The organism is Klebsiella sp. MPUS7, from assembly GCF_009905335.1.
GTDB classification, from domain to species: domain Bacteria; phylum Pseudomonadota; class Gammaproteobacteria; order Enterobacterales; family Enterobacteriaceae; genus Klebsiella; species Klebsiella grimontii.
The window spans coordinates 2,988,429-3,007,707 of the sequence record NZ_CP047604.1; the positions used below are offsets into that span (position 1 = coordinate 2,988,429).

Annotated in this window: 18 protein-coding genes; 7 read left to right on the top strand and 11 right to left on the bottom strand. The window is 57.5% G+C overall.

The features are described 5' to 3' along the window. The 3 genes from GUC22_RS13940 to GUC22_RS13950 all read right to left on the bottom strand — a co-directional run bounded on the left by GUC22_RS13940 (position 1) and on the right by GUC22_RS13950 (position 3,953). Positions 1–1,011, bottom strand: coding sequence for an ABC transporter ATP-binding protein (locus tag GUC22_RS13940; RefSeq protein ID WP_154933242.1), 1,011 nt, complete (start codon positions 1,009–1,011; stop codon positions 1–3). A 19-nt stretch (positions 1,012–1,030) separates the two neighbouring features. Next, positions 1,031–2,176: a putative ABC transporter substrate-binding protein YdcS gene (gene ydcS, locus GUC22_RS13945; RefSeq protein WP_154933240.1), complete on the bottom strand. Its 1,146-nt coding sequence runs from the start codon at positions 2,174–2,176 to the stop codon at positions 1,031–1,033. A 364-nt stretch (positions 2,177–2,540) separates the two neighbouring features. Beyond that, positions 2,541–3,953 (bottom strand): PLP-dependent aminotransferase family protein, encoded by a 1,413-nt coding sequence (locus GUC22_RS13950; RefSeq protein ID WP_024358270.1) that lies wholly within the window; start codon positions 3,951–3,953, stop codon positions 2,541–2,543. A 323-nt stretch (positions 3,954–4,276) separates the two neighbouring features. On the opposite strand from GUC22_RS13950, the gene GUC22_RS13955 reads away from it, so the two are divergent. The 4 genes from GUC22_RS13955 (at position 4,277) to GUC22_RS13970 (ending at position 7,211) form a co-directional block, all read left to right on the top strand. Next, complete coding sequence (locus GUC22_RS13955; protein WP_160183585.1) at positions 4,277–5,674, top strand: cytochrome ubiquinol oxidase subunit I; 1,398 nt, start codon at positions 4,277–4,279, stop codon at positions 5,672–5,674. Next, complete coding sequence (gene cydB, locus GUC22_RS13960; protein ID WP_064410641.1) at positions 5,674–6,684, top strand: cytochrome d ubiquinol oxidase subunit II; 1,011 nt, start codon at positions 5,674–5,676, stop codon at positions 6,682–6,684. The genes GUC22_RS13955 and cydB overlap by 1 nt, the downstream gene beginning before the upstream one ends. After that, positions 6,684–6,809 (top strand): DUF2474 domain-containing protein, encoded by a 126-nt coding sequence (locus GUC22_RS13965; RefSeq protein ID WP_064510575.1) that lies wholly within the window; start codon positions 6,684–6,686, stop codon positions 6,807–6,809. The genes cydB and GUC22_RS13965 overlap by 1 nt, the downstream gene beginning before the upstream one ends. Positions 6,810–6,977: 168 nt before the next feature. Then, on the top strand, positions 6,978–7,211 hold the full coding sequence (locus GUC22_RS13970) for a DUF2554 family protein (protein WP_004138937.1): 234 nt from the start codon (positions 6,978–6,980) through the stop codon (positions 7,209–7,211). Positions 7,212–7,222: 11 nt separating this feature from the next. On the opposite strand, the gene GUC22_RS13975 is transcribed toward GUC22_RS13970, so the two are convergent. The 3 genes from GUC22_RS13975 to GUC22_RS13985 all read right to left on the bottom strand — a co-directional run bounded on the left by GUC22_RS13975 (position 7,223) and on the right by GUC22_RS13985 (position 10,492). Next, positions 7,223–9,187 (bottom strand): peptidase U32 family protein, encoded by a 1,965-nt coding sequence (locus GUC22_RS13975; protein ID WP_024358273.1) that lies wholly within the window; start codon positions 9,185–9,187, stop codon positions 7,223–7,225. 248 nt (positions 9,188–9,435) lie between these two features. Next, a complete protein-coding gene (locus GUC22_RS13980) occupies positions 9,436–9,972 on the bottom strand; it encodes a helix-turn-helix domain-containing protein (RefSeq protein ID WP_101868713.1) in 537 nt (178 codons plus the stop codon). Positions 9,973–10,066: 94 nt separating this feature from the next. Next, complete coding sequence (locus GUC22_RS13985) at positions 10,067–10,492, bottom strand: GNAT family N-acetyltransferase (RefSeq protein ID WP_004138943.1); 426 nt, start codon at positions 10,490–10,492, stop codon at positions 10,067–10,069. A gap of 192 nt (positions 10,493–10,684) precedes the next feature. Here GUC22_RS13985 and GUC22_RS13990 point away from each other — a divergent pair, with 192 nt between their 5' ends. Next, positions 10,685–11,851 (top strand): benzoate/H(+) symporter BenE family transporter, encoded by a 1,167-nt coding sequence (locus tag GUC22_RS13990; RefSeq protein ID WP_024358274.1) that lies wholly within the window; start codon positions 10,685–10,687, stop codon positions 11,849–11,851. Here the strand turns inward: GUC22_RS13990 and GUC22_RS13995 are convergent. After that, on the bottom strand, positions 11,831–12,697 hold the full coding sequence (locus tag GUC22_RS13995; protein ID WP_024358275.1) for a helix-turn-helix domain-containing protein: 867 nt from the start codon (positions 12,695–12,697) through the stop codon (positions 11,831–11,833). The two genes, GUC22_RS13990 and GUC22_RS13995, sit on opposite strands and share 21 nt — an antisense overlap. A gap of 183 nt (positions 12,698–12,880) precedes the next feature. Here GUC22_RS13995 and GUC22_RS14000 point away from each other — a divergent pair, with 183 nt between their 5' ends. Next, the gene (locus GUC22_RS14000) at positions 12,881–13,789 is read left to right on the top strand and encodes a DMT family transporter (RefSeq protein ID WP_004138947.1); all 909 of its coding nucleotides are present in this window, start codon (positions 12,881–12,883) and stop codon (positions 13,787–13,789) included. A gap of 88 nt (positions 13,790–13,877) precedes the next feature. Here the strand turns inward: GUC22_RS14000 and GUC22_RS14005 are convergent, their stop codons facing one another. Together GUC22_RS14005 and GUC22_RS14010 are read right to left on the bottom strand one after the other, a co-directional pair. Next, a complete protein-coding gene (locus tag GUC22_RS14005; protein ID WP_024358276.1) occupies positions 13,878–14,546 on the bottom strand; it encodes a DUF3313 domain-containing protein in 669 nt (222 codons plus the stop codon). Between the two features lie 138 nt (positions 14,547–14,684). Then, a complete protein-coding gene (locus GUC22_RS14010; protein ID WP_024358277.1) occupies positions 14,685–16,277 on the bottom strand; it encodes an ABC transporter substrate-binding protein in 1,593 nt (530 codons plus the stop codon). A gap of 113 nt (positions 16,278–16,390) precedes the next feature. Between GUC22_RS14010 and pepT the strand changes: the two genes are divergently transcribed. Continuing rightward, positions 16,391–17,620: a peptidase T gene (gene pepT / locus GUC22_RS14015; protein WP_148865479.1), complete on the top strand. Its 1,230-nt coding sequence runs from the start codon at positions 16,391–16,393 to the stop codon at positions 17,618–17,620. Here the strand turns inward: pepT and tehB are convergent. Further along, on the bottom strand, positions 17,617–18,213 hold the full coding sequence (gene tehB, locus GUC22_RS14020) for a tellurite resistance methyltransferase TehB (RefSeq protein ID WP_004138955.1): 597 nt from the start codon (positions 18,211–18,213) through the stop codon (positions 17,617–17,619). The two genes, pepT and tehB, sit on opposite strands and share 4 nt — an antisense overlap. Positions 18,214–18,215: 2 nt before the next feature. Beyond that, positions 18,216–19,214 (bottom strand): dicarboxylate transporter/tellurite-resistance protein TehA, encoded by a 999-nt coding sequence (gene tehA, locus GUC22_RS14025; RefSeq protein WP_024358279.1) that lies wholly within the window; start codon positions 19,212–19,214, stop codon positions 18,216–18,218. Positions 19,215–19,279: the final 65 nt, after the last annotated feature.

The following is a 19,279-nucleotide window of genomic DNA, read 5'->3' on the forward strand; positions in this document are numbered from 1 at the left end:
TCAGCCCCCGCTCTCCAGCGGCACCATCGCCGCGCGCGACCACGAAGCCAGCACCGTTTGCCCCACCGGCGGCGCGTTTAACGCGGCGTGACCATCAACGTTCGCCTGGCTCACCAACAGCTTCCCGCCATCGGCCAGCTTGAGTTCGACTCGGGTCGCGGCCCCCTGATACTGTACCGCCTGCACCACGCCCGCAATCTGGATCTCGCCGGCGGCATTCAGGCGAATATGCTCCGGACGCAGCGACCAGGATCCCGCCATCGCGCAGAGCTTGTGCGCCCGTGCTCCGCTGAACACGTTGGCGGTACCGACAAAGCCAGCCACAAACGCCGTTTTCGGCCGCAGATAGAGGTCCTGGGGCGCATCAATCTGTTCGATTCGCCCGTTATTAAACACCGCCACGCGATCGGACATCGACAGCGCTTCCCCCTGGTCATGGGTCACAAAAATAAAGGTGATGCCCAGCGCCTGCTGCAGTTTTTTCAGCTCCAGCTGCATCTGTTCACGCAGTTTTAAATCCAGCGCCCCGAGCGGCTCATCCAGCAGCAGGACCCGCGGCTGATTTACCAGCGCGCGGGCGATCGCCACCCGCTGGCGTTGGCCGCCGGAAAGCTGCGATGGCCTGCGCGCGTGCACAAACGCGAGCGCGACCCTCTCCAGCGCCTCCATCGCGCGGGCGTGCCGCTCCTTTTTGCCGATCCCTTTGACCATCAGCCCGTAGGCGACGTTATCGAGCACCGACATATGCGGAAACAGCGCGTAATCCTGGAAAACGGTATTGACGTCGCGCTGCCACGGCGGCAGCTCGCTGGCCGGTTTACCAAAAATGCGAATCGCGCCGCCAGAGAGCTGTTCAAACCCGGCAATCAGGCGCAGGCAGGTGGTTTTGCCGGAGCCGGAGGGCCCCAGCATGGAGAAAAACTCACCGTCGCGAATGGCGATGCTGACGCCATCCACCGCCCGTACGTCGCCGTACAGCCGCGAAACATTATCGAACTCTACCGCGTGCATATTGTTCGCCTCCGGCCACTTAACGACCGCCCATAATCGCGATGTAGTCCTGGGTCCAGCGGCTGTAGGGCACGAATTTCCCGCCTTCCGCGACCGGCGTTTTCCAGAACGCGATTTTGGTGAACTCATTGTAGCCGTTGGTCTCGCAGCCCTTATCTCCCAGTAGCGTACTGGCCTTGCACCCTTCTGGAACCACCGGCAGAGAACCAAACCAGGCGGCGACATCGCCCTGGACTTTCGGCGTCAGCGACCAGTTCATCCATTTATAGGCGCAGACCGGATGTTTTGCGTCGCTATGCAGCATGGTAGTATCCGCCCAGCCGGTGACGCCCTCTTTTGGGAAAACGGTGGCAATCGGCTGGCCTTCCGCTTTCAGGCCGTTGGCCTGATACGGCCAGGCGCTGGAGGCCACGACGCCTTCGTTTTTAAAATCACTCATCTGTACGGTGGTATCGTGCCAGTAGCGATGAATCAGGGCGTGCTGATCGCGCAGAACTTTGAGTACCGCCTGATATTGCGCTTCGGTGAGCTGATAGGGATCGGTGATGCCGAGCTGCGGCTGAGTGGCTTTGACAAACAGCGCAGCGTCGGCAATATAGATCGGCCCGTCATAGGCCTGCACCCGGCCCAGGTTGGTTTTGCCGTCCGGCAGGTTTTGTTTGACGAACACCGCGCTCCAGCTATCCGGCGGCGTCGGGAAGGTTTTCGTGTTGTACATCAGCAGGTTCGGCCCCCACTGGTACGGAGTGCCGTAAACCTTACCGTTGACGTTGAACCACGCGCCTTTTTCCACCCTCGGGTCGAGGGACTTCCAGTTGGCGATCAGCGCGGTGTTAATTGGCTGTACGCGTTTGCCCATAATCAGGCGCAACGAAGCGTCGCCGGAGGCGGTGACCAGGTCATAACCGCCTTTCGCCATCAGGCTGACCATCTCGTCGGATGTGGCGGCGGTTTTAACATTGACCTGACAGCCTGACTCTTTTTCAAACTGGCTGACCCAGTCGTAGCTTTTATCGGTCTGTCCCCGTTCGATGTATCCCGGCCAGGCGATAATATCGAGACGGCCTTCGCCTTTATCGAGAGAAGTCGGCGGCTCGGCGGCCTGCGCCGTCAGGAAAACCATACCCAGCACGCATAGGCTGCCACGGGCAATTTTATTGCTCATCGGGTCTTACTCCTGTCACAAGAAAATGAGCGGCAGCCGTGCCGTAAAAATATCTCCCTTAATAACAGTAGACGGCGCGCTATGGCCCCCCGGGGAATTTATTCAGGTTGTGACAAGGGGCGCATTACGCAAAAAACGAGATTCACGCGATAACTTTATGGATTATAGACAAGGAGTTAGCGAGATAATACGACTATGCAAATTTCCTATGGCTCGTGCCGGTAAAATAATAACCGGCATGATACCTGAGAGCCTTCCGTGGCTTATTTTTCGGCAGCGGATAATTGCCGGATATAAACAAAACCGCAGCGTGGTGCCCTCCCTTTTAACCGCTGCCGCGCATGCCTGACGGGCGCAGTTTTAGTCAGGTCAGCATCTCGCGAATCAGTTCGCCCAGCCGTTTAACCCCCTGTTCTTCTTTTTCGCCCCAGCCCCAGGCGGTATTAAAGCGGAAAAATGCGGTCCAGCTGGCGGTGGTGGAAAACATTTTCCCCGGCGCAATGCTGATGTTATACGCCAGCGCGCGGGCGCTCAGTTCCCCCGCATCGCTCCCGGTGGGGAGCTCAAGCCAGAGAAAATAGCCGCTATCGCTATGATGAATTTTCACCTCTGCCGGAAGATGACGCAGCAGCGCCTGCCAGGCCAGCTGCTTGCGCTCGGCAAGCTGGCGGCGCAAACGCCGCAAATGGGCGTCATAGCGCTTGGTCGAGAGGTAATCCACCAGCGCCAGCTGCATTGGCGAACTGGTAGAGAGGGTGCTCATCAGCTGTAGCTGCTGAATACGTCGGGCGTGCTTACCCGCCGCCACCCAGCCGATACGGAATCCGGGGACCAGACATTTGGAGAAGGAGCTGCAGTGCAGCGTCATATCGTCGCGATCCCAGTACTTTGCCGGCAGCGGTTTCTCACGGCCAAAGTAGAGCTCGCTGTACACATCATCTTCAATCAGCATCACGTTATAGCGCGCCAGCAGCGCCACCAGCCGCGCTTTTTTCCCCGCGCTGAGGGTAAAACCGAGCGGGTTTTGCCCGTTGGTCATCAGCCAGCAGGCTTTAACCGGATAGTTCTGCAATGCCTGCTCCAGCGCGTCGAGATCAATCCCCTCTTTGACGTCGGTCGCCACCGACAGCGCCTTGAGGCGCAGCCTCTCCAGCGCCTGCAGCGCCCCGTAGAAGCAGGGGTTTTCCACCACCACCCAATCGCCGGGTTCGGTGACGGCCTGCAGGCTAAGGTTTAACGCCTCCAGCGCCCCGGCGGTAATGACGATTTCATCCGGCGAGATATTCATTCCCTGCAGCGCGTAGCGTCGGGCAATGGCGTGGCGAAGTTCATCATTCCCCGGCGGCAGATTTTCAATCACGCTCATGGCGGTAGCGGTTTTGCTCACCTGCGCCAGCGATCGGTTGAGCTGCGGCAGCGGGAACAGGCGCGGGTCGGGAAACGCGGAGGCAAAGGGCAGCATCGATGCCTGACGGCTGGCCTGCAGCACCTCGAAAATGTAGGTATTGATATCCACCGCCTCATCACGCGTTACCTGCGCAGGCGGCGCGGGCTGACGCGGTTTAGTGGGCTGCGGCGCGACATAATAGCCGGACTGCGGGCGGGCGATGATACGTCCCTGGCTCTCCAGCAGCTGATAGGCGTGGCTGACGGTCATAAAACTCATTCCGCTGCTTACCACCTGTTCGCGCAGCGAGGGCAGCCTGTCGCCGGGTAACCACACCCCAAGCGCGATCTGTTCGGTAATCTGCTGCGCCAGCCGCTGGTACTTTTTCATCAGTCGATCCGTGTTGCGATTCGTAGGGTCAATAATATATCAGATGAGAAATGATGGTGGTTTATAAAAACTGTTATGGTGTGTAGTGAAATAACACATTCCCGGAGGCGGCGCTGACGCGCCTGTCCGGGTTACCGCCCCGCAGACGGCGAGCCCGTAGCCCGGCTAAGCGCAGCGCAGGCCGGGAGAGCGCCATTCTGCGTTTTGCCAAAATGTCATAACAGACCCCAACTGTTATAGGGAAAAACAGCGTTTCTGTTCCTGCAACCCGTTATCAACGAAGCCTAGAATTGCGCTGAATCAATTTTGTTGCGGAGCTCTGCATGTTCGGTCTTGATGCATTTCACCTGGCGCGGATCCAGTTCGCTTTCACCGTGTCATTTCATATTATCTTCCCCGCCATTACCATCGGATTAGCCAGCTACCTGGCGGTACTCGAAGGCTTATGGTTAAAAACGAAAAACCCGACCTGGCGCTCGCTGTACCACTTCTGGTCGAAAATATTCGCCGTCAACTTCGGTATGGGGGTGGTCTCCGGCCTGGTGATGGCCTACCAGTTTGGCACCAACTGGAGCGGGTTCTCCGAGTTTGCCGGGAGCATTACCGGCCCGCTGCTGACCTATGAAGTCCTGACCGCCTTCTTCCTGGAAGCCGGATTCCTCGGCGTCATGCTGTTCGGCTGGAACCGCGTCGGGCCGGGCCTGCACTTCTTCGCCACCTGTATGGTCGCGCTGGGGACGATTATCTCCACCTTCTGGATCCTCGCCTCCAACAGCTGGATGCAAACGCCGCAGGGGTTTGAGATCGTCAATGGCCAGGTGGTGCCGGTGGACTGGTTCGCGGTGATCTTTAACCCGTCATTCCCCTACCGCCTGCTGCATATGTCGGTGGCGGCCTTTCTCAGCAGCGCGCTGTTCGTCGGCGCCTCGGCAGCCTGGCACCTGCTGCGGGGCAACAATACGCCCGCCGTTCGCGCGATGTTCTCCATGGCGCTGTGGATGACGCTGATTGTCGCCCCCATTCAGGCCATGATTGGCGATATGCACGGGCTGAATACGCTCAAGCACCAGCCGGCGAAGATCGCGGCGATTGAAGGCCACTGGGAAAATATCCCCGGTGAGCCCACCCCGCTGCTGCTGTTCGGCTGGCCGGATATGCAGCAGGAGCGTACCCGCTATGGTCTGGAAATCCCGGCCATCGGCAGCCTGATCCTCACCCACAGCCTGGATAAACAGGTGCCCGCGCTGAAGGAGTTCGCCGCGGAAGATCGGCCTAACGCCACCATCGTATTCTGGTCCTTCCGCCTGATGGCCGGGCTAGGGATGCTGATGATCCTGCTCGGTGCGCTGGCGCTATGGCTGCGCTATCGCGGCCGCCTGTATCATTCCAGACCCTTTTTACGCTTTGCGCTGTGGATGGGGCCATCGGGACTTATCGCTATCCTCGCGGGCTGGGTGACCACCGAGGTGGGCCGCCAGCCGTGGGTTGTCTACGGGGTACAACGCACCGCGGATGCCGTCTCGGCGCACGGCGACCTGCATATGTCGATCAGTCTGCTGACGTTTATCGTCGTCTACGGTTCGGTATTCGGCGTCGGCTATAGCTATATGCTGCGTCTGATTCGCAAAGGGCCGCAGGAAGCGCAGCCGCCCGCGTCAGGGACGCCAGCGCGCCCCCTTTCCGCCGCTACCGATCATGCACAGCAGAAGGAGTCCTGGTAATGGGTATCGATTTATCGGTTATTTGGTTTGTGATTATCGTCTTCGCCACCCTGATGTATATCGTGATGGACGGCTTCGATCTGGGCATCGGCATTTTATTTGCTACCACGCGGGACGCTTCCGACCGCGACGTCATGGTGAACAGCGTCGCGCCGGTCTGGGATGGCAACGAGACCTGGCTGGTACTCGGCGGCGCGGGCCTGTTCGGCGCGTTTCCGCTGGCCTATGCGGTGATTATCGACGCGCTGGCGATCCCGCTCACCCTGATGCTGATCGGGCTTATTTTCCGCGGCGTCGCCTTTGAATTCCGCTTTAACGCGACGCCATCGCACCGCCCGTTCTGGGATCGCGCCTTTATGGGCGGGTCGATTCTGGCCACCTTCACCCAGGGGATGGTCGTCGGCGCGGTGATCAACGGCTTCGCGGTCAACGGCCGCAGCTTCAGCGGCGGAATGTTTGACTGGTTGACGCCGTTTACCCTGTTCTGCGGCCTGGGGTTGTGCATTGCCTATGCGCTACTGGGGGCCAGCTGGCTGGTGATGAAGAGCGAGAATGCGCTGCACCACAATATGCGCGTCACCGCGCGCGGTTTGCTGCTGGCGCTGCTGACGGCAATCGTCGCCATCAGTATCTGGACGCCACTGGCGCAGCCGGCCATCGCCGAGCGCTGGTTTAGCTTACCTAACCTGTTCTTCCTGCTGCCGGTGCCGCTGTTGGTCGCGGCGATAAGCGCCTGGCTATGGCGAGCGCTTCACAACAGCGCCAGCCACCTGCTACCGTTCGTTCTTACGCTGGGGCTGATCTTTCTCGGCTTTAGCGGACTGGGGATCAGTATCTGGCCGCATATTATTCCGCCGGGCATTACCCTCTGGCAGGCCGCCGCGCCGCCGCAAAGTCAAGGCTTTATGCTGGTCGGCGCGCTGCTGATTCTGCCGGTGATCCTCGGCTATACCTTCTGGAGCTACTACGTTTTTCGCGGCAAAGTTCAACACGGCGAGGGGTATCACTGATGCAACGAGTATGGCTTAAGCGGACATTATGGATGGTCGCTCTGTGGGGAGGCAGCGTGCTGGCGCTGGCGGCGGTGAGCATGGGATTTCGGCTGCTGATGACGGCCGCCGGATTGAAATCGTGATCGCGCGCGTATCGTTGTGAGTTCGGCCCGACGGCACGCCGTCGGGCTTTTTTTCGCCCTCCGTCAGTTGCCGCTGACAAAGGCTTTTCTCTTCTTTGATAACCGCAGAGATAAACTCAACCCATTCCGGGCATAGTAACCCCATTCGCCGATAGCATGGAAAAAGAGATGTTCAGGAGAAGCGTTTCGACGTTACTGCTGGTGTGCGCCCTGTTTTCCGGGCACGTGCTGGCCCGCAAACAAGGGCACGATTTCTTCCCGGTACAGAGTCTCGAACAGCAGTTACAGCACGAAGCCGATAGCGATGAACTGCGCAGCCAGGCGGAAGAAGCCGCCTCCGACCTGCGCGAACATCACCGCTGGCAGAATGCGCGAAAACCGAAAATGCATCACTACCAGTAGCGATTTCGTTATCAGGCGCCCTTGCGTTTCGGCAGCGTTTTCATCAGCTCATCGGGGCTCACGGACGCCACGATACTGCCCGGCAGCGGCATTTTCAGAATATGATTTTTTATCTTACCGACCACGTGCATTTCGCACGGCCGGCAATCGAACTTCAGCGTCAGCACTTCATCACCGTGGATGAGCTGCATCGGCGTCGCTTTCCAGCTCTTAATCGAGCCTTTGGCCTGTTTCGGACACAGGTTGAAGGCAAAGCGCAGGCAGTGCTTGGTAATCATCACCGGCACATCGCCCTTCTCTTCGTGGGCTTCATAGGCGGCGTCGATCAGCTGTACGCCGTAACGTTGATAAAACTCGCGCGCTTTGTGGTTGTAAACGTTAGCCAGAAACGACAAATGCGTTTCCGGATAGACCGGCGGCGGAACGGAAACCGGCTTGCGGCTGCCGCGCGCCACGGCCTTCAGACGGGCATCATCGAGCATTTCAGCCGTTTCACGGCGCAGCTGGTTCAGCAGGCTGTTTGGTACAAACAGCGCGCCCGGCAGGTTAATCTCGACCTTGCGCGAATAGTAAAGGGTCTGGCCAAGCTTCGCCACGCCATCGCGCAGGTTCGCCAGCGCTTTCTCCGCCTGGGTCGCCTCGGCAAACTCGCCGTCCAGCGTGTGGGTGACGCTGACGCCCTCTTCGCTGGTCATCGTCAGGACCAGCTGCTCCTGCCAGCCGCTCAGCTCGATATCGACGGCGATGCGGCGCTCGCTGGAGGTTTTCAGCAGCGCCTGCTGCCAGTTATGATCGAGGTTGCGGTTTAACGGCTGGTGCGGACGCACTTTGTATAAATCCGCGGGCATCTCATTCGGCCATACGCGATAGCGATTTTCGCCGGTTTTCTCCACCGTGTTGGCGCGAAAGCCGACGATTTCACGTTTAATCATCACGTTCAGGCCATCGCCGTTGGTCAGCGCTTCGCTCACTTCAACGTCGAGAAAATCTTTGCCGACTTTCAGGACTTCACCCACCGGCAGGCCAATAAACTTCGGTGAATCAAAAGCCCCAATGTCGCCTTTGCGCGCATTGACAAAATAGTCGGTGCTGCCGCGATGGAAGGTCTTGTCCGTCGACGGGACAAAGAAGTGTTCGGTCCGCCCCGACGAGGCGCGGGCCAGGTCGCCGCGATCGTCAATAATGGCGTCGAGCATCTGGCGATAGTGCGCGGTGATGTTCTTCACATAGCTCATATCTTTGTAGCGGCCTTCAATCTTGAAGGAGCGCACCCCGGCATCGATCAGCGCGGCCAGGTTGGCGGTCTGATCGTTGTCCTTCATCGACAGCAGATGCTTTTCGTACGCCACCACGCGGCCCTGGTCATCTTTCAGGGTATAGGGCAGACGGCAGGCCTGCGAGCAGTCGCCGCGGTTGGCGCTGCGCCCGGTCTGGGCATGGGAAATATTGCACTGCCCGGAATAGGCCACGCACAGCGCGCCGTGGATAAAGAATTCAATGGTCGCGTCGGTATTATCGTAAATCGCTTTGATCTGCTGAAGATTCAGCTCGCGGGCAAGCACGATTTGGCTGAAGCCGACGTCAGAGAGAAACTTCGCTTTCTCGACGCTGCGGATATCGCACTGGGTGCTGGCGTGCAGCTCTATCGGCGGAATATCCAGCTCCATCACCCCCATGTCCTGGACAATCAGCGCGTCCACGCCGGTTTCATACAGGTCGGTTATCAGGCGCTGCGCCGGTTCCAGTTCATCATCATGAAGAATAGTGTTCAGGGTCACGAACACTTTCGCGCCGTAGCGATGGGCAAACGGCACCAGGCCGGCGATATCGCTCAGGCTATTGCTGGCGTTGTGGCGCGCGCCAAAGCCCGGCCCGCCGATATAGACCGCATCCGCGCCGTGTAAAATCGCTTCACGGGCGATCCCGGCATCGCGGGCGGGACTCAGTAGTTCAAGATGATGGTTTTGCAGGCGCATACGCTCGTCGTTATCCATTATAGGGGGTCGAAATGGCGGCTATTGTAGTCAGAACTGGGCACAGACCAAAACATTTTCCATCGCCGCGGCGGGAGGAATTTTCAGTTTTTAGCAAAGCATTGAAGGAAAAGATATTTCCCAGAAAAAGCGCCTGAGGATAGAGTCATCACGTATTCCGGATTTTCCTCGTCACGTTGTGATTTGCTGTCTCAGTCATTTGCCTGGCCGCGAGTTTGCTCGCGGCTTTTTTATTTCTCTTTCGGATAGTGGATCAGCGAATGGAAATGGGCGGTCTGCGCCCCGCTATTGCGATAGGCGTGCGCTAAATCGCCGGCGAAGCGCCGCCCTTCGCCGGGCTGCAGCGTCAGCCACGTCCCCTGCAGGCAAAGATCCAGTACGCCGCTAATCACCACCACATGTTCGATAACCCCTTGCTCATGCGGCGTTGACTCGCTCAGCGCGCCGGGGGCAAGGGTAATGGAGAAGTGGTCGAAACGCAGCACCGGGTCCCACGGGAAGAGCGGCGTCACCACCATGGCCTGCTGCTGGGGATCAAAAGCCGTCGGTTCGGCGGCGTCATCGGCAACGATAAAGGCGGAAAACGGCACGTTAAGCCCGGTGGCGATTTTCCATAACGTCGCCACCGTCGGACTCGATTCGTTGCGTTCAATCTGGCCCAGCATCGCCTTCGACACGCCGGTCTCTTCCGCCAGGCGCGACAGGCTCCAGCCGCGCAGCTGACGCTGCGTTTTTAACGTTGCCGACAGGTGTTGCGCAATATCCATTCAACCTCCCAATCATCTCTGCGGGAATTATACGCGCATTCGTCTGATTCTACAGGGGCTAACCGAGTAGGCGTTTTCACAACCCTTCTGGCTTTCATGAGATAAGCGATTTTAAAAAGCGTTTTCTGACTTCTTTATAGCCGTTGTTCTGATAAAACTTATGCGCCTGTTCTCGTCGTTCGCTGCTGGAGAGTTCAATTTGGCTACAACCGCTGGCGGCAGCGATCCGTTCGGCTTCAGCCAGTAATATTCGCCCCACTCCCATGCCCCGGCACGACTCATCAATCACCAGCGCCGAAATTAGCCCCCAGCGTCCTTTTTCATGCATCGGTTCAATCAGGTTCACCACAATCACCCCGGATAAGCGTTCTTTTACCTCGGCAATCAACGCGTAGCGGCAGGGATTATATTCCCGTAATGAGGATTGCAGGTTGTCTAAATCTACCGAATAGCCGAGCTGTTGAAAAAGCACGAGCAGGCCGGGCGCATCGACCTCCTTCGCTGTTCTGGTCGTAACCATGGTGGCTTGTTTCCCTGGTGATTGATTTGCAGAGATATCTATTGCGTTTCGCTCGGTAATGTCAAGATCGGATAGCCTCGCTTGTTCTGTCCCACCCCGCCGTCCCCAGCGCAGAACCCAAACAAAGCCGGTTGTGCGCTATAGCGCACAATGCTAAATTATATCGACCGTTATAACGCACAAGGCACAACCATGCGCTCTTTTACTCTCCCTTTCCCGACCCTGCTGGCCGGCTTCGTTGCCGTACTGGTCGGCTACGCCAGCTCCGCGGCGATCATCTGGCAGGCCGCGGCGGCGGCGGGCGCCGATGCTTCGCAAATCGCGGGCTGGATGACCGCCTTAGGCCTGGGGATGGGCGTCAGTACGCTGGCGCTCACCCTGTGGCGGAAGGTGCCCATCCTGACCGCGTGGTCGACGCCAGGCGCCGCGCTGCTGGTCACCGGCCTGCAGGGGGTCACACTCTCCCAGGCGGTTGGCGTCTTTATTTTTGCCAACGCCTTAATCGTGCTTTGCGGCGTCACCGGCATCTTTGCCAGGCTAATGAAAATCATCCCTCATTCGCTGGCGGCGGCGATGCTGGCCGGGATTTTGCTGCGCTTCGGCATGCAGGCTTTCGCCAGCCTGCAGGGAAATTTGCTGCTCTGCGGCAGTATGTTCGCCGTCTGGTTGCTGTGCAAAGTCTGGCTTCCCCGCTTCGCGGTGGTGGCCGCCCTGCTGGCAGGCGGCGCGGTAGCCGGGTTTAGCGGAGAAGTGACAACGTCACAAATAGCTTTCAGCTTCGTCGCTCCGTCCTGGATTGCGCCTGAATTTACGCCAGCGCTGTTGCTCAGCGTCGGCGTGCCGTTTTTCCTCGTCACCATGGCGTCGCAAAACGCCCCCGGATTCGCCACCCTTCAGGCCTCGGGCTACCGGGTCCCGGTTTCGCCGCTGATTGTCGCCACCGGCGGCCTGGCGCTGCTGCTGTCTCCCTTTGGCGTCTACTCGATCTGCATCGCCGCGATAACTGCTGCGATTTGCCAGAGCCCGGAAGCCCATCCGGACCCGCAAAAGCGCTGGCTCGCGGCAGCGGCGGCGGGCGTTTTTTACCTGTTGGCGGGGATATTTGGCGGCTCTATCACCTCGCTGATGTCGGCGCTGCCGATGGCGTGGATCCAGATGCTTGCCGGGCTGGCGCTGCTCGGTACCATCAGCGGCAGTCTGTTTCAGGCGTTGAATCAGGAGAGTGAGCGCGATGCGGCGGTGGTGACTTTTCTGGTCACCGCCAGCGGCGTGACGCTGGGCGGTGTCGGTTCTGCATTTTGGGGACTGGTTCTCGGCGGCGTCAGCTACGTTTTGCTCTCAACGCTGCGCCGCGCGTAGCTGCGATGGCGTCAGGCCGGTGGCGCTTTTCACCCGGTGACTAAAGTGGCTGGCCGTACTAAACCCGCAGGCCATCGCAATATCGGTTAACGACATCTGGCTGCAGTAAATCAACTCCTGCGCTTTCACCATCCGGCGCTGCATCACGTACTGATGCGGCGCCATCTTCATCGACTGGCGAAACATCCGCGCAAAATGGTATTCGCTCAGCGCCGCTTCCTGCGCCAGATCGGCGAGAGTGAGCGGCCGATCCAGATGCTCCTCAATCCATGCCAGCAGATTGCGCAAGACGTGCGGCGCCAGCCCGCCGGTCACCGTCGGTAGACGCCACTGGACGTTCGAATAGTGCTGAATCAGGTGAGTGAGCAGCAGCGTGCTGGCCGAACTCAACGTCAGCTGATTCGCCTGCTGCTGCCAGTCGTTGTCGAGAAGAAACTGGCGATAGACAGCGGTGATTTTGTCATCGCTGGAGAACGTTTTTTCCTGCAGCGTGAACGAGGCCGGGCTGCGATCCCAAATCTGCTCGCCTACCCGGCGCAGGTGTTCATCGGTGCAGTAAAGATGTACAAAAGAGAGATCGCCGCGGATATCCCAGGTGCTCTCATCGCCTTTTGGCATCAGGCAGAAACGGTCCGGCCCGCCGCCGTTTTTCCAGCCGTGGGGCGTTTTTTGGTAACTTTCGTAGCCATCGGCAATATACAGGCTCAGGGTATGGTGGTCGCTTTGTACCGTAATAGTATCAAGATTGTTATACCATGCCGCCAGCTGAATACCGGAGTTGAGCTTCACCGTCTCGCGCAGCACGGCATTTTTTTGACGCAATGTTTCGAAAGTCCCGTAAGCCATAGCCCTTCACACTTCTGATTCCGCAGATCTCTAGTCTATGAAGAGTCGCTGGCAGATACCAGCATTCCCCCGCCGCTGGCTAAAAATAAGCGCAAGAATTTGCAAGTCGGCAACAAGCAGATGACAGCGCCGCGCGGTGCCAGGCCGCAGAATGATCGCGACAACACTCACAGGAGAGACATTTTGAACGCATTACTCTACGGGTTGGTCGTGGTTATCTGGGGCACGACATGGATTGCTATCTTTTTACAGCAGGGGCCGGTTGCCGCGCCGGTGTCCATTTTCTGGCGTTTTGCCGTCGCCAGCGTCGCGATGCTGACCATTTTGCTGGTTACCCGCCGCCTGCGCCCGTTGGCCGCGCGCGACCATGTCTTCTGTCTGCTGCAGGGCTGCTGCGTCTTCTGTTTTAATTTCTGGTGTTTCTATACCGCCGCCGCGTATATCAATACCGGCCTTGAGTCGGTGATCTTCTCTATGGCGGTGCTGTTTAACGCGATCAACAGCTTTCTCTTCTATCGCCAGCAGCCTCCTGGCCGTTTCTGGCTGGCCGCCGCGCTGGGCCTGGCGGGGATCGTGACGCTATTCTGGGATGATTTATGGGCCAGCGGCCTGAACGCCTCGCTGCTGCTGGGTATCGCCCTCAGCGCGCTGGGAACCTATGGCTTTTCACTCGGCAATATGCTCAGCATCCGCCACCAGCGCCGCGGCCTGGAGACCTTGACCACCAACAGCTGGGCCATGCTTTACGGCACCCTGGTCATGGGCGCTATCGCCCTGATACGTGGTGATAATTTTGCCCCGCAGTGGACGCTGAGCTATATGGGAGCGCTACTGTATCTGGCCGTTTTTGGCTCGGTGATAGCTTTTGGCGCCTACTTCACCCTGGTGGGGCGCATCGGCGCAGGGAAAGCGGCATACAGCACCCTGCTGTTTCCGCTCGTCGCCCTGACGATTTCCACCTTTTATGAAGGCTACGTCTGGCATAGTAACGCCGTGGCCGGGCTGGCGCTGATCCTGGTGGGAAATCTGGTGATGTTTGCGCGTCCGGAGCAGTGGCTGCTACGTCGCAGGCCGGCCCAGGTTCGCTCGTAACGGCGTGGACGCTGCGTTGAGGCTGAGGGTAAGCCAATAAAAAAGGCGCTATCAACGAATAGCGCCTTTACTTGACGACGACCCTTGCTTAGCGGTTATTCGGATCGAATTTCACCGCGTCAATCGCCATATCGTCAATCACCTGCTTCAGCGTCTCGACGGTGAGCGGCGTATTTTCGTTGGACAAGTTTTTACCTTCGCCTTTACGGACCACTTTGATGACCGGCTTTTTGGTCGCCGCATCAATCAGTTCACCTTCGAAGTACAGGTTGGTATCCATAGTACGGTGACCGGTAGCCGCCTGGGTACCGGCGATAATCATCGCGACCGGGATCACTTCGTAGAACTGCAGGCCTTCTTTGCTGGAATCCACGCCGGTGATGGCGCCGCGGAAGATCAGGCTGCGCTTACCTGCGGTGGTGGCCAGCGGTTTACGCTCGGAAATCGCCTGTTTCATCTCTTTATTGGTGTAATTCAGGATGTCGCTGAGCGCCTTCTCGCCCACCTGAGTGGTCGGTTTCGGTACCGGGTAGTAGGTGATTGGATTATAAACAACGTTGTCATAGTTGCTCGGATTGTAATCCGGAGAAATCCAGCGCAGTTCCGGTTTGCCGGACGCCGAGGTGGTTTCTTTTAAGTTAGAGTAATCTTTTAAAAATCCCGAATATTGTTCCGGCTTAGCGATTTTTGATGAGCAGCCGGCCAATGCTAACAGGCCAGCGAGCGCGGCGACTTTAAAAAATAACTGAGTTCGCATATAGGTTAATCCCTGTGAATACCATTTTTGGTAAGAGTTATAGCAAATAACAGGGGTAAGTTTTGTGGCAAAAGTGGTGCTACGTCAAGTAGCACAATAAAATAAACCCGCCGTTGCTGGCGGGTTGTCTTTAGCTGTTTATTTAATATCAACCTGATAAAAAATATGCTTGCCAAAGGGATCAATTTCATAACCGGAGACGTTTTTACGTACCGGTTCGAATATTGTTGAGTGGGCAATCATCACGGCCGGCATCTGGTCATGCATCATCTGCTGCGCCTGAAGATAGAGCGCTTCGCGTTTTTGGCGATCGGTTATCGATTTTGCTTCGGCAATAATTTTATCAAACGGCTGATAGCACCATTTTGCCGAGTTAGACCCGCCATTCGCCGACTGGCAGGTAAATAATGGGCCAAAGAAGTTATCCGGGTCACCGGTGGCGGTGGTCCAGCCCATCAGCGCCGCCTGATGTTCGCCATCCTTCACCCGCTTTAAGTATTCACCCCACTCATAGGTTGTGATTTTAGTTTGCACGCCGATTTTCGCCCAGTCGGCCTGAATCATCTCGGCCATACGTTTGGCGTTCGGATTATAGGGCCGCTGCACCGGCATTGCCCACAGATCGATGCTAATTGGCCCCGCAACGCCTGACTCCGCCAGCAGCGCTTTGGCCTTCTGCGGGTCGTATTCATAATCCTTAAGCTGGCTATTCGCGCTCCATACGCCCGGCGGCAGCAGGTTTTTCGCCGCCGTACCGGTACCGTGGAACACCGCTTCAATGATCGCCGGTTTATTAATCGCCATCGCTAAGGCCTGGCGCACCTTAACGTTGTCCAGCGGCGCTTTTTGGGTGTTAAAAGCAAGAAAGCCGGTGTTAAGGCCCGCTTTGCTCATCAGGTTGATCGCCTTGTTCTCTTTCATTCGCGGCAGATCGGCCGGATTGGGGAACGGCATCACCTGACACTCATTTTTCTCCAGTTTGGCGTAACGTACCGAGGCATCCGGCGTGATGCTAAAGATGAGACGATCGATATGCGCCTTCCCCTGCCAGTATTCCGGGAACGCGGTGAAAAGAATACGGGAATCTTTTTGATATTGAGCGAGTTTGAAAGGACCGGTGCCAATCGGATCCATATCCACGCGCTCTGGCGTACCGGCTTTTAACATCGCATCGGCATATTCCGCTGATAAAATAGAGGCGAAATACCAGGCAAGATCGGCGACAAATGGCGCTTCGGCATGGGCCAGCGTGAAACGCACCGTATATTCATCGGGCTTATCAATTGCGGTAATTAACTGGCCAAATTCCAGGCTCTCAAAATTAGAATAATTACCGCTGGAGATATTGTGATAAGGGTGTTGAGGATCCTTTTGCCGCATAAACGAAAAAATAACGTCATCGGCATTAAAATCTCGGCTGGGTTTAAAATATTTATTGCTCTGGAATTTAACGCCTTTGCGTAAATGGAAAGTATAAACTTTGCCATCTTCGCTGACTTCCCAGCTTTCGGCGAGGCTCGGCACCAGTTCCGTGGTGCCGGCTTTAAAATCGACCAGCCGGTTATAAACGGGCACCGCGCTGGCGTCCACGCTGGTCCCGGAGGTGTAGAGTTGAGGGTTAAAATTTTCCGGCGACCCTTCTGAACAGTAGACCAGCGTTTTTGCGCTAATGGCCGAGCTGGCCGTCAGGGCCGCTAACGCCAGAGCAAGCGTCGTGAATCTGCGTTGCATAGGTTTTCCTTTTTAATTTGTCAGCTAATGAATAGCTTGTTGTTTTCCCTTCCATACATAACACTAAAGACTGATTGCAAACACCTGAAAACTCGAATAAAGAAGGAATCACTATGTCATCAGCCCTGGCCAGTCAATTAACCCAACGCTTCTTTCGCTACCTGGCGATCACCAGCCAAAGCGACCCGCGAGCCGCGACTTTGCCCACCACCGCCGGGCAATACGCGATGGCGCGGGCCCTTGCGGATGAGCTACGCCAGCTGGGGCTGGATGAGATTGTGATCGACGAGCACGCTACCGTCACGGCGGTGAAAAGAGGCAATGTCGCAGGCGCGCCGCGGATTGGCTTTATTACCCATATCGATACCGTTGACGTCGGGCTGTCGCCGGATATTCATCCACAAATCCTGCGTTTTACTGGTGAAGATCTCTGTTTGAACAGAGAAAAAGAGATCTGGCTGCGCGTCGCCGAGCATCCCGAAATCCTCGCTTATCCCGATGAAGAGATTATTTTTAGCGACGGTACCAGCGTGCTCGGGGCGGATAACAAATCCGCCGTGACGGTAGTGATGACGGTACTGGAGAACCTGACGCCAGAGCACCGCCACGGCGATATCGTGGTGGCGTTTGTGCCGGATGAGGAAGTGGGCCTGCGCGGTGCAAAAGCGCTGGATCTCTCGCGTTTTGCCGTCGATTTTGCCTGGACCATCGACTGCTGCGAGCTCGGGGAGATCGTCTATGAGAACTTTAACGCCGCCGCCGCGGAAATTCGCTTTACCGGCGTGACCGCCCACCCGATGTCGTCAAAAGGGGTGCTGGTGAATCCGCTGCTGATGGCCACCGATTACATGAGCCATTTCGATCGCCAGCAAACGCCGGAGCATACCGCCGGACGTGAGGGCTACGTGTGGTTTAACGGCATCCAGGGCGATCAGAACAGCACCCTGCTGCAGGCCAGCATTCGCGATTTCGACCTTGAAAGCTTTACTCGCCGTAAGCAGCAGATTGGCGAGGTGGCGCAGAAAATCGCCGCGCAGTATCCCACGGGCAATGTGGAATACCAGGTGAGCGATATTTACAGCAATATCAGCAACGCCGTTGGCGAAGACCGCCGCGCGATTGACCTGCTATTTGAAGCGATGGAAAGCTTGGGCATCACGCCAAAACCGACGCCGATGCGCGGCGGCACCGACGGCGCGGCCCTGTCGGCAAAAGGCATATTAACGCCCAATTTCTTTACCGGCGCGCACAACTTCCACTCAAAATTTGAGTTTCTGCCGCTGCGCGCCTTTGAGGCCTCTTATCAGACCGCGCTACAGCTCTGCCTGTTAGCGGCGCGTTAAGCCGGCTTGCGCGCCAGCATCGTGGCGAAACGCAGCTTAATCCGCTTACCGCTGGCGTCGGTGCGGTGGAGTTCACCGACGTCTTCGTTATATTTGAGCAACGCCCAGCCTGCATAATAGTTGCGCAGTTCTTCCGGTTTAAACGCGAACGGGAAACCAACGGTGCACGGAAAATCGTCGGTATCCATGGCCGCAACAATCAGATTGTAGCCGCCGGGACGGGTGCAGCGCTGCATGTTGGCAATCAGACCCGGTATAGTCTTCGCTTCCAGGAACATCATCACCACGGTCGAAAGAATAAAGTCATACTCGCCGTCAAAGCTGAGGGCGTTAAGGTCCTTAATCGCCGTCCGCAGATTCTCCAGCCCTTCCGCCTGACGAATACGTTCAAGATTGCTGATGCTGGCCGGATTTTTATCCCACGCGGTAACGTCAAACCCGTTGGCCGCCAGGTAGAGGCTATTGCGCCCGTTGCCGCAGCCCAGATCCAGCGCCTTGCCCGGCGCGATCAGCGTGGCGGCGTGCAGCACCTCGGAGTGGGTGCGGGTCATTCCGTATTTGTCGGTGAAGTAATTTTCGTCGCGAAGAGTCATGGTTAATCCTTGTTTTTTAATAACGTGTCGCGTTCGACGCGAATCAGCAGTTTACCGCGCATCAGCAGCAGGAAGGTACGAATCAGCAGCAGCCCAACGATCAGATTGGTAAAGAGAAACAGCGGGAGCGCGAGAGTGTGGAAAAAGCCGTCCGGATGCTGATGACCGAGATGCAGGCCGGTGGTCGCCAGCGCGGAAACGCCGAACGAGAAGCTCCAGAACGAGGCGTTAAACGGCTGGCGCAGGTACCACGGCATCAGACGCAGCATAAACAGCAGCTGGAGCAGACCATAGCCGAACAGCAGCTTAGCAAAGGTATCCGCCTCGCCGCCGTTCACGCTCAGCCAGGCGCTGCACGCCACCAGCGCCGGAGCCAGCTGAATGCCGAGCGAGGTGCGCATGGCCATCGGCAGTTCGCCGTCGCTGCGCAGGCGTTGCAGAATCACCGGTTCAAGGCTAAGCCAGGAGAATAAGCCGGCGCCGAGAAACACCAGCCCGGCGTCGGTAAAGCCCAGCGCGCCGCAGGCCATAGCGCTGATAAAGTTGTTTGCCACCGTCGGCAGATAGAGGCCCGGGGTGGTCGCCTCGTTGGGATGGCTCCCCCGCCATAGCCCGGCGCTCTGCCAGGCCGCGTAGCTCAGTTGCAATACTACGCCAATGCTGAATAACACCAGAGACAGCGGACGCAGCCAGGGTACAAAACCGATAGCGACCAGCATCGTGGTGGCCGGAAACAGGCTGACAAAACTGCTGGCGACCGGATGGCGCATCTCCTGTAGTACGCTGTGCGGGAAACGGACTGCCCGGCCGATAAACGCCAGCGCCAGCAGCACCCAGACAACCGTCGCCGCGACCACCAGACCGTCGCCGACGATCCGGCTCACCGGCCAGATCGTGCTGGCGTAGCGCCAGGCGAAGCCCATGCCGATAAGACCCAGAACCATACCAAAATAGCCCGCCGGAAGATTCAGCACCCGGCTCGCGCCCTGCTTTTTATTCATTTTGTTTAAACTTTCAATTTATCTTAAGTTGCATTCTAAAAGAACCTTCAAAAACGCGCTACGGC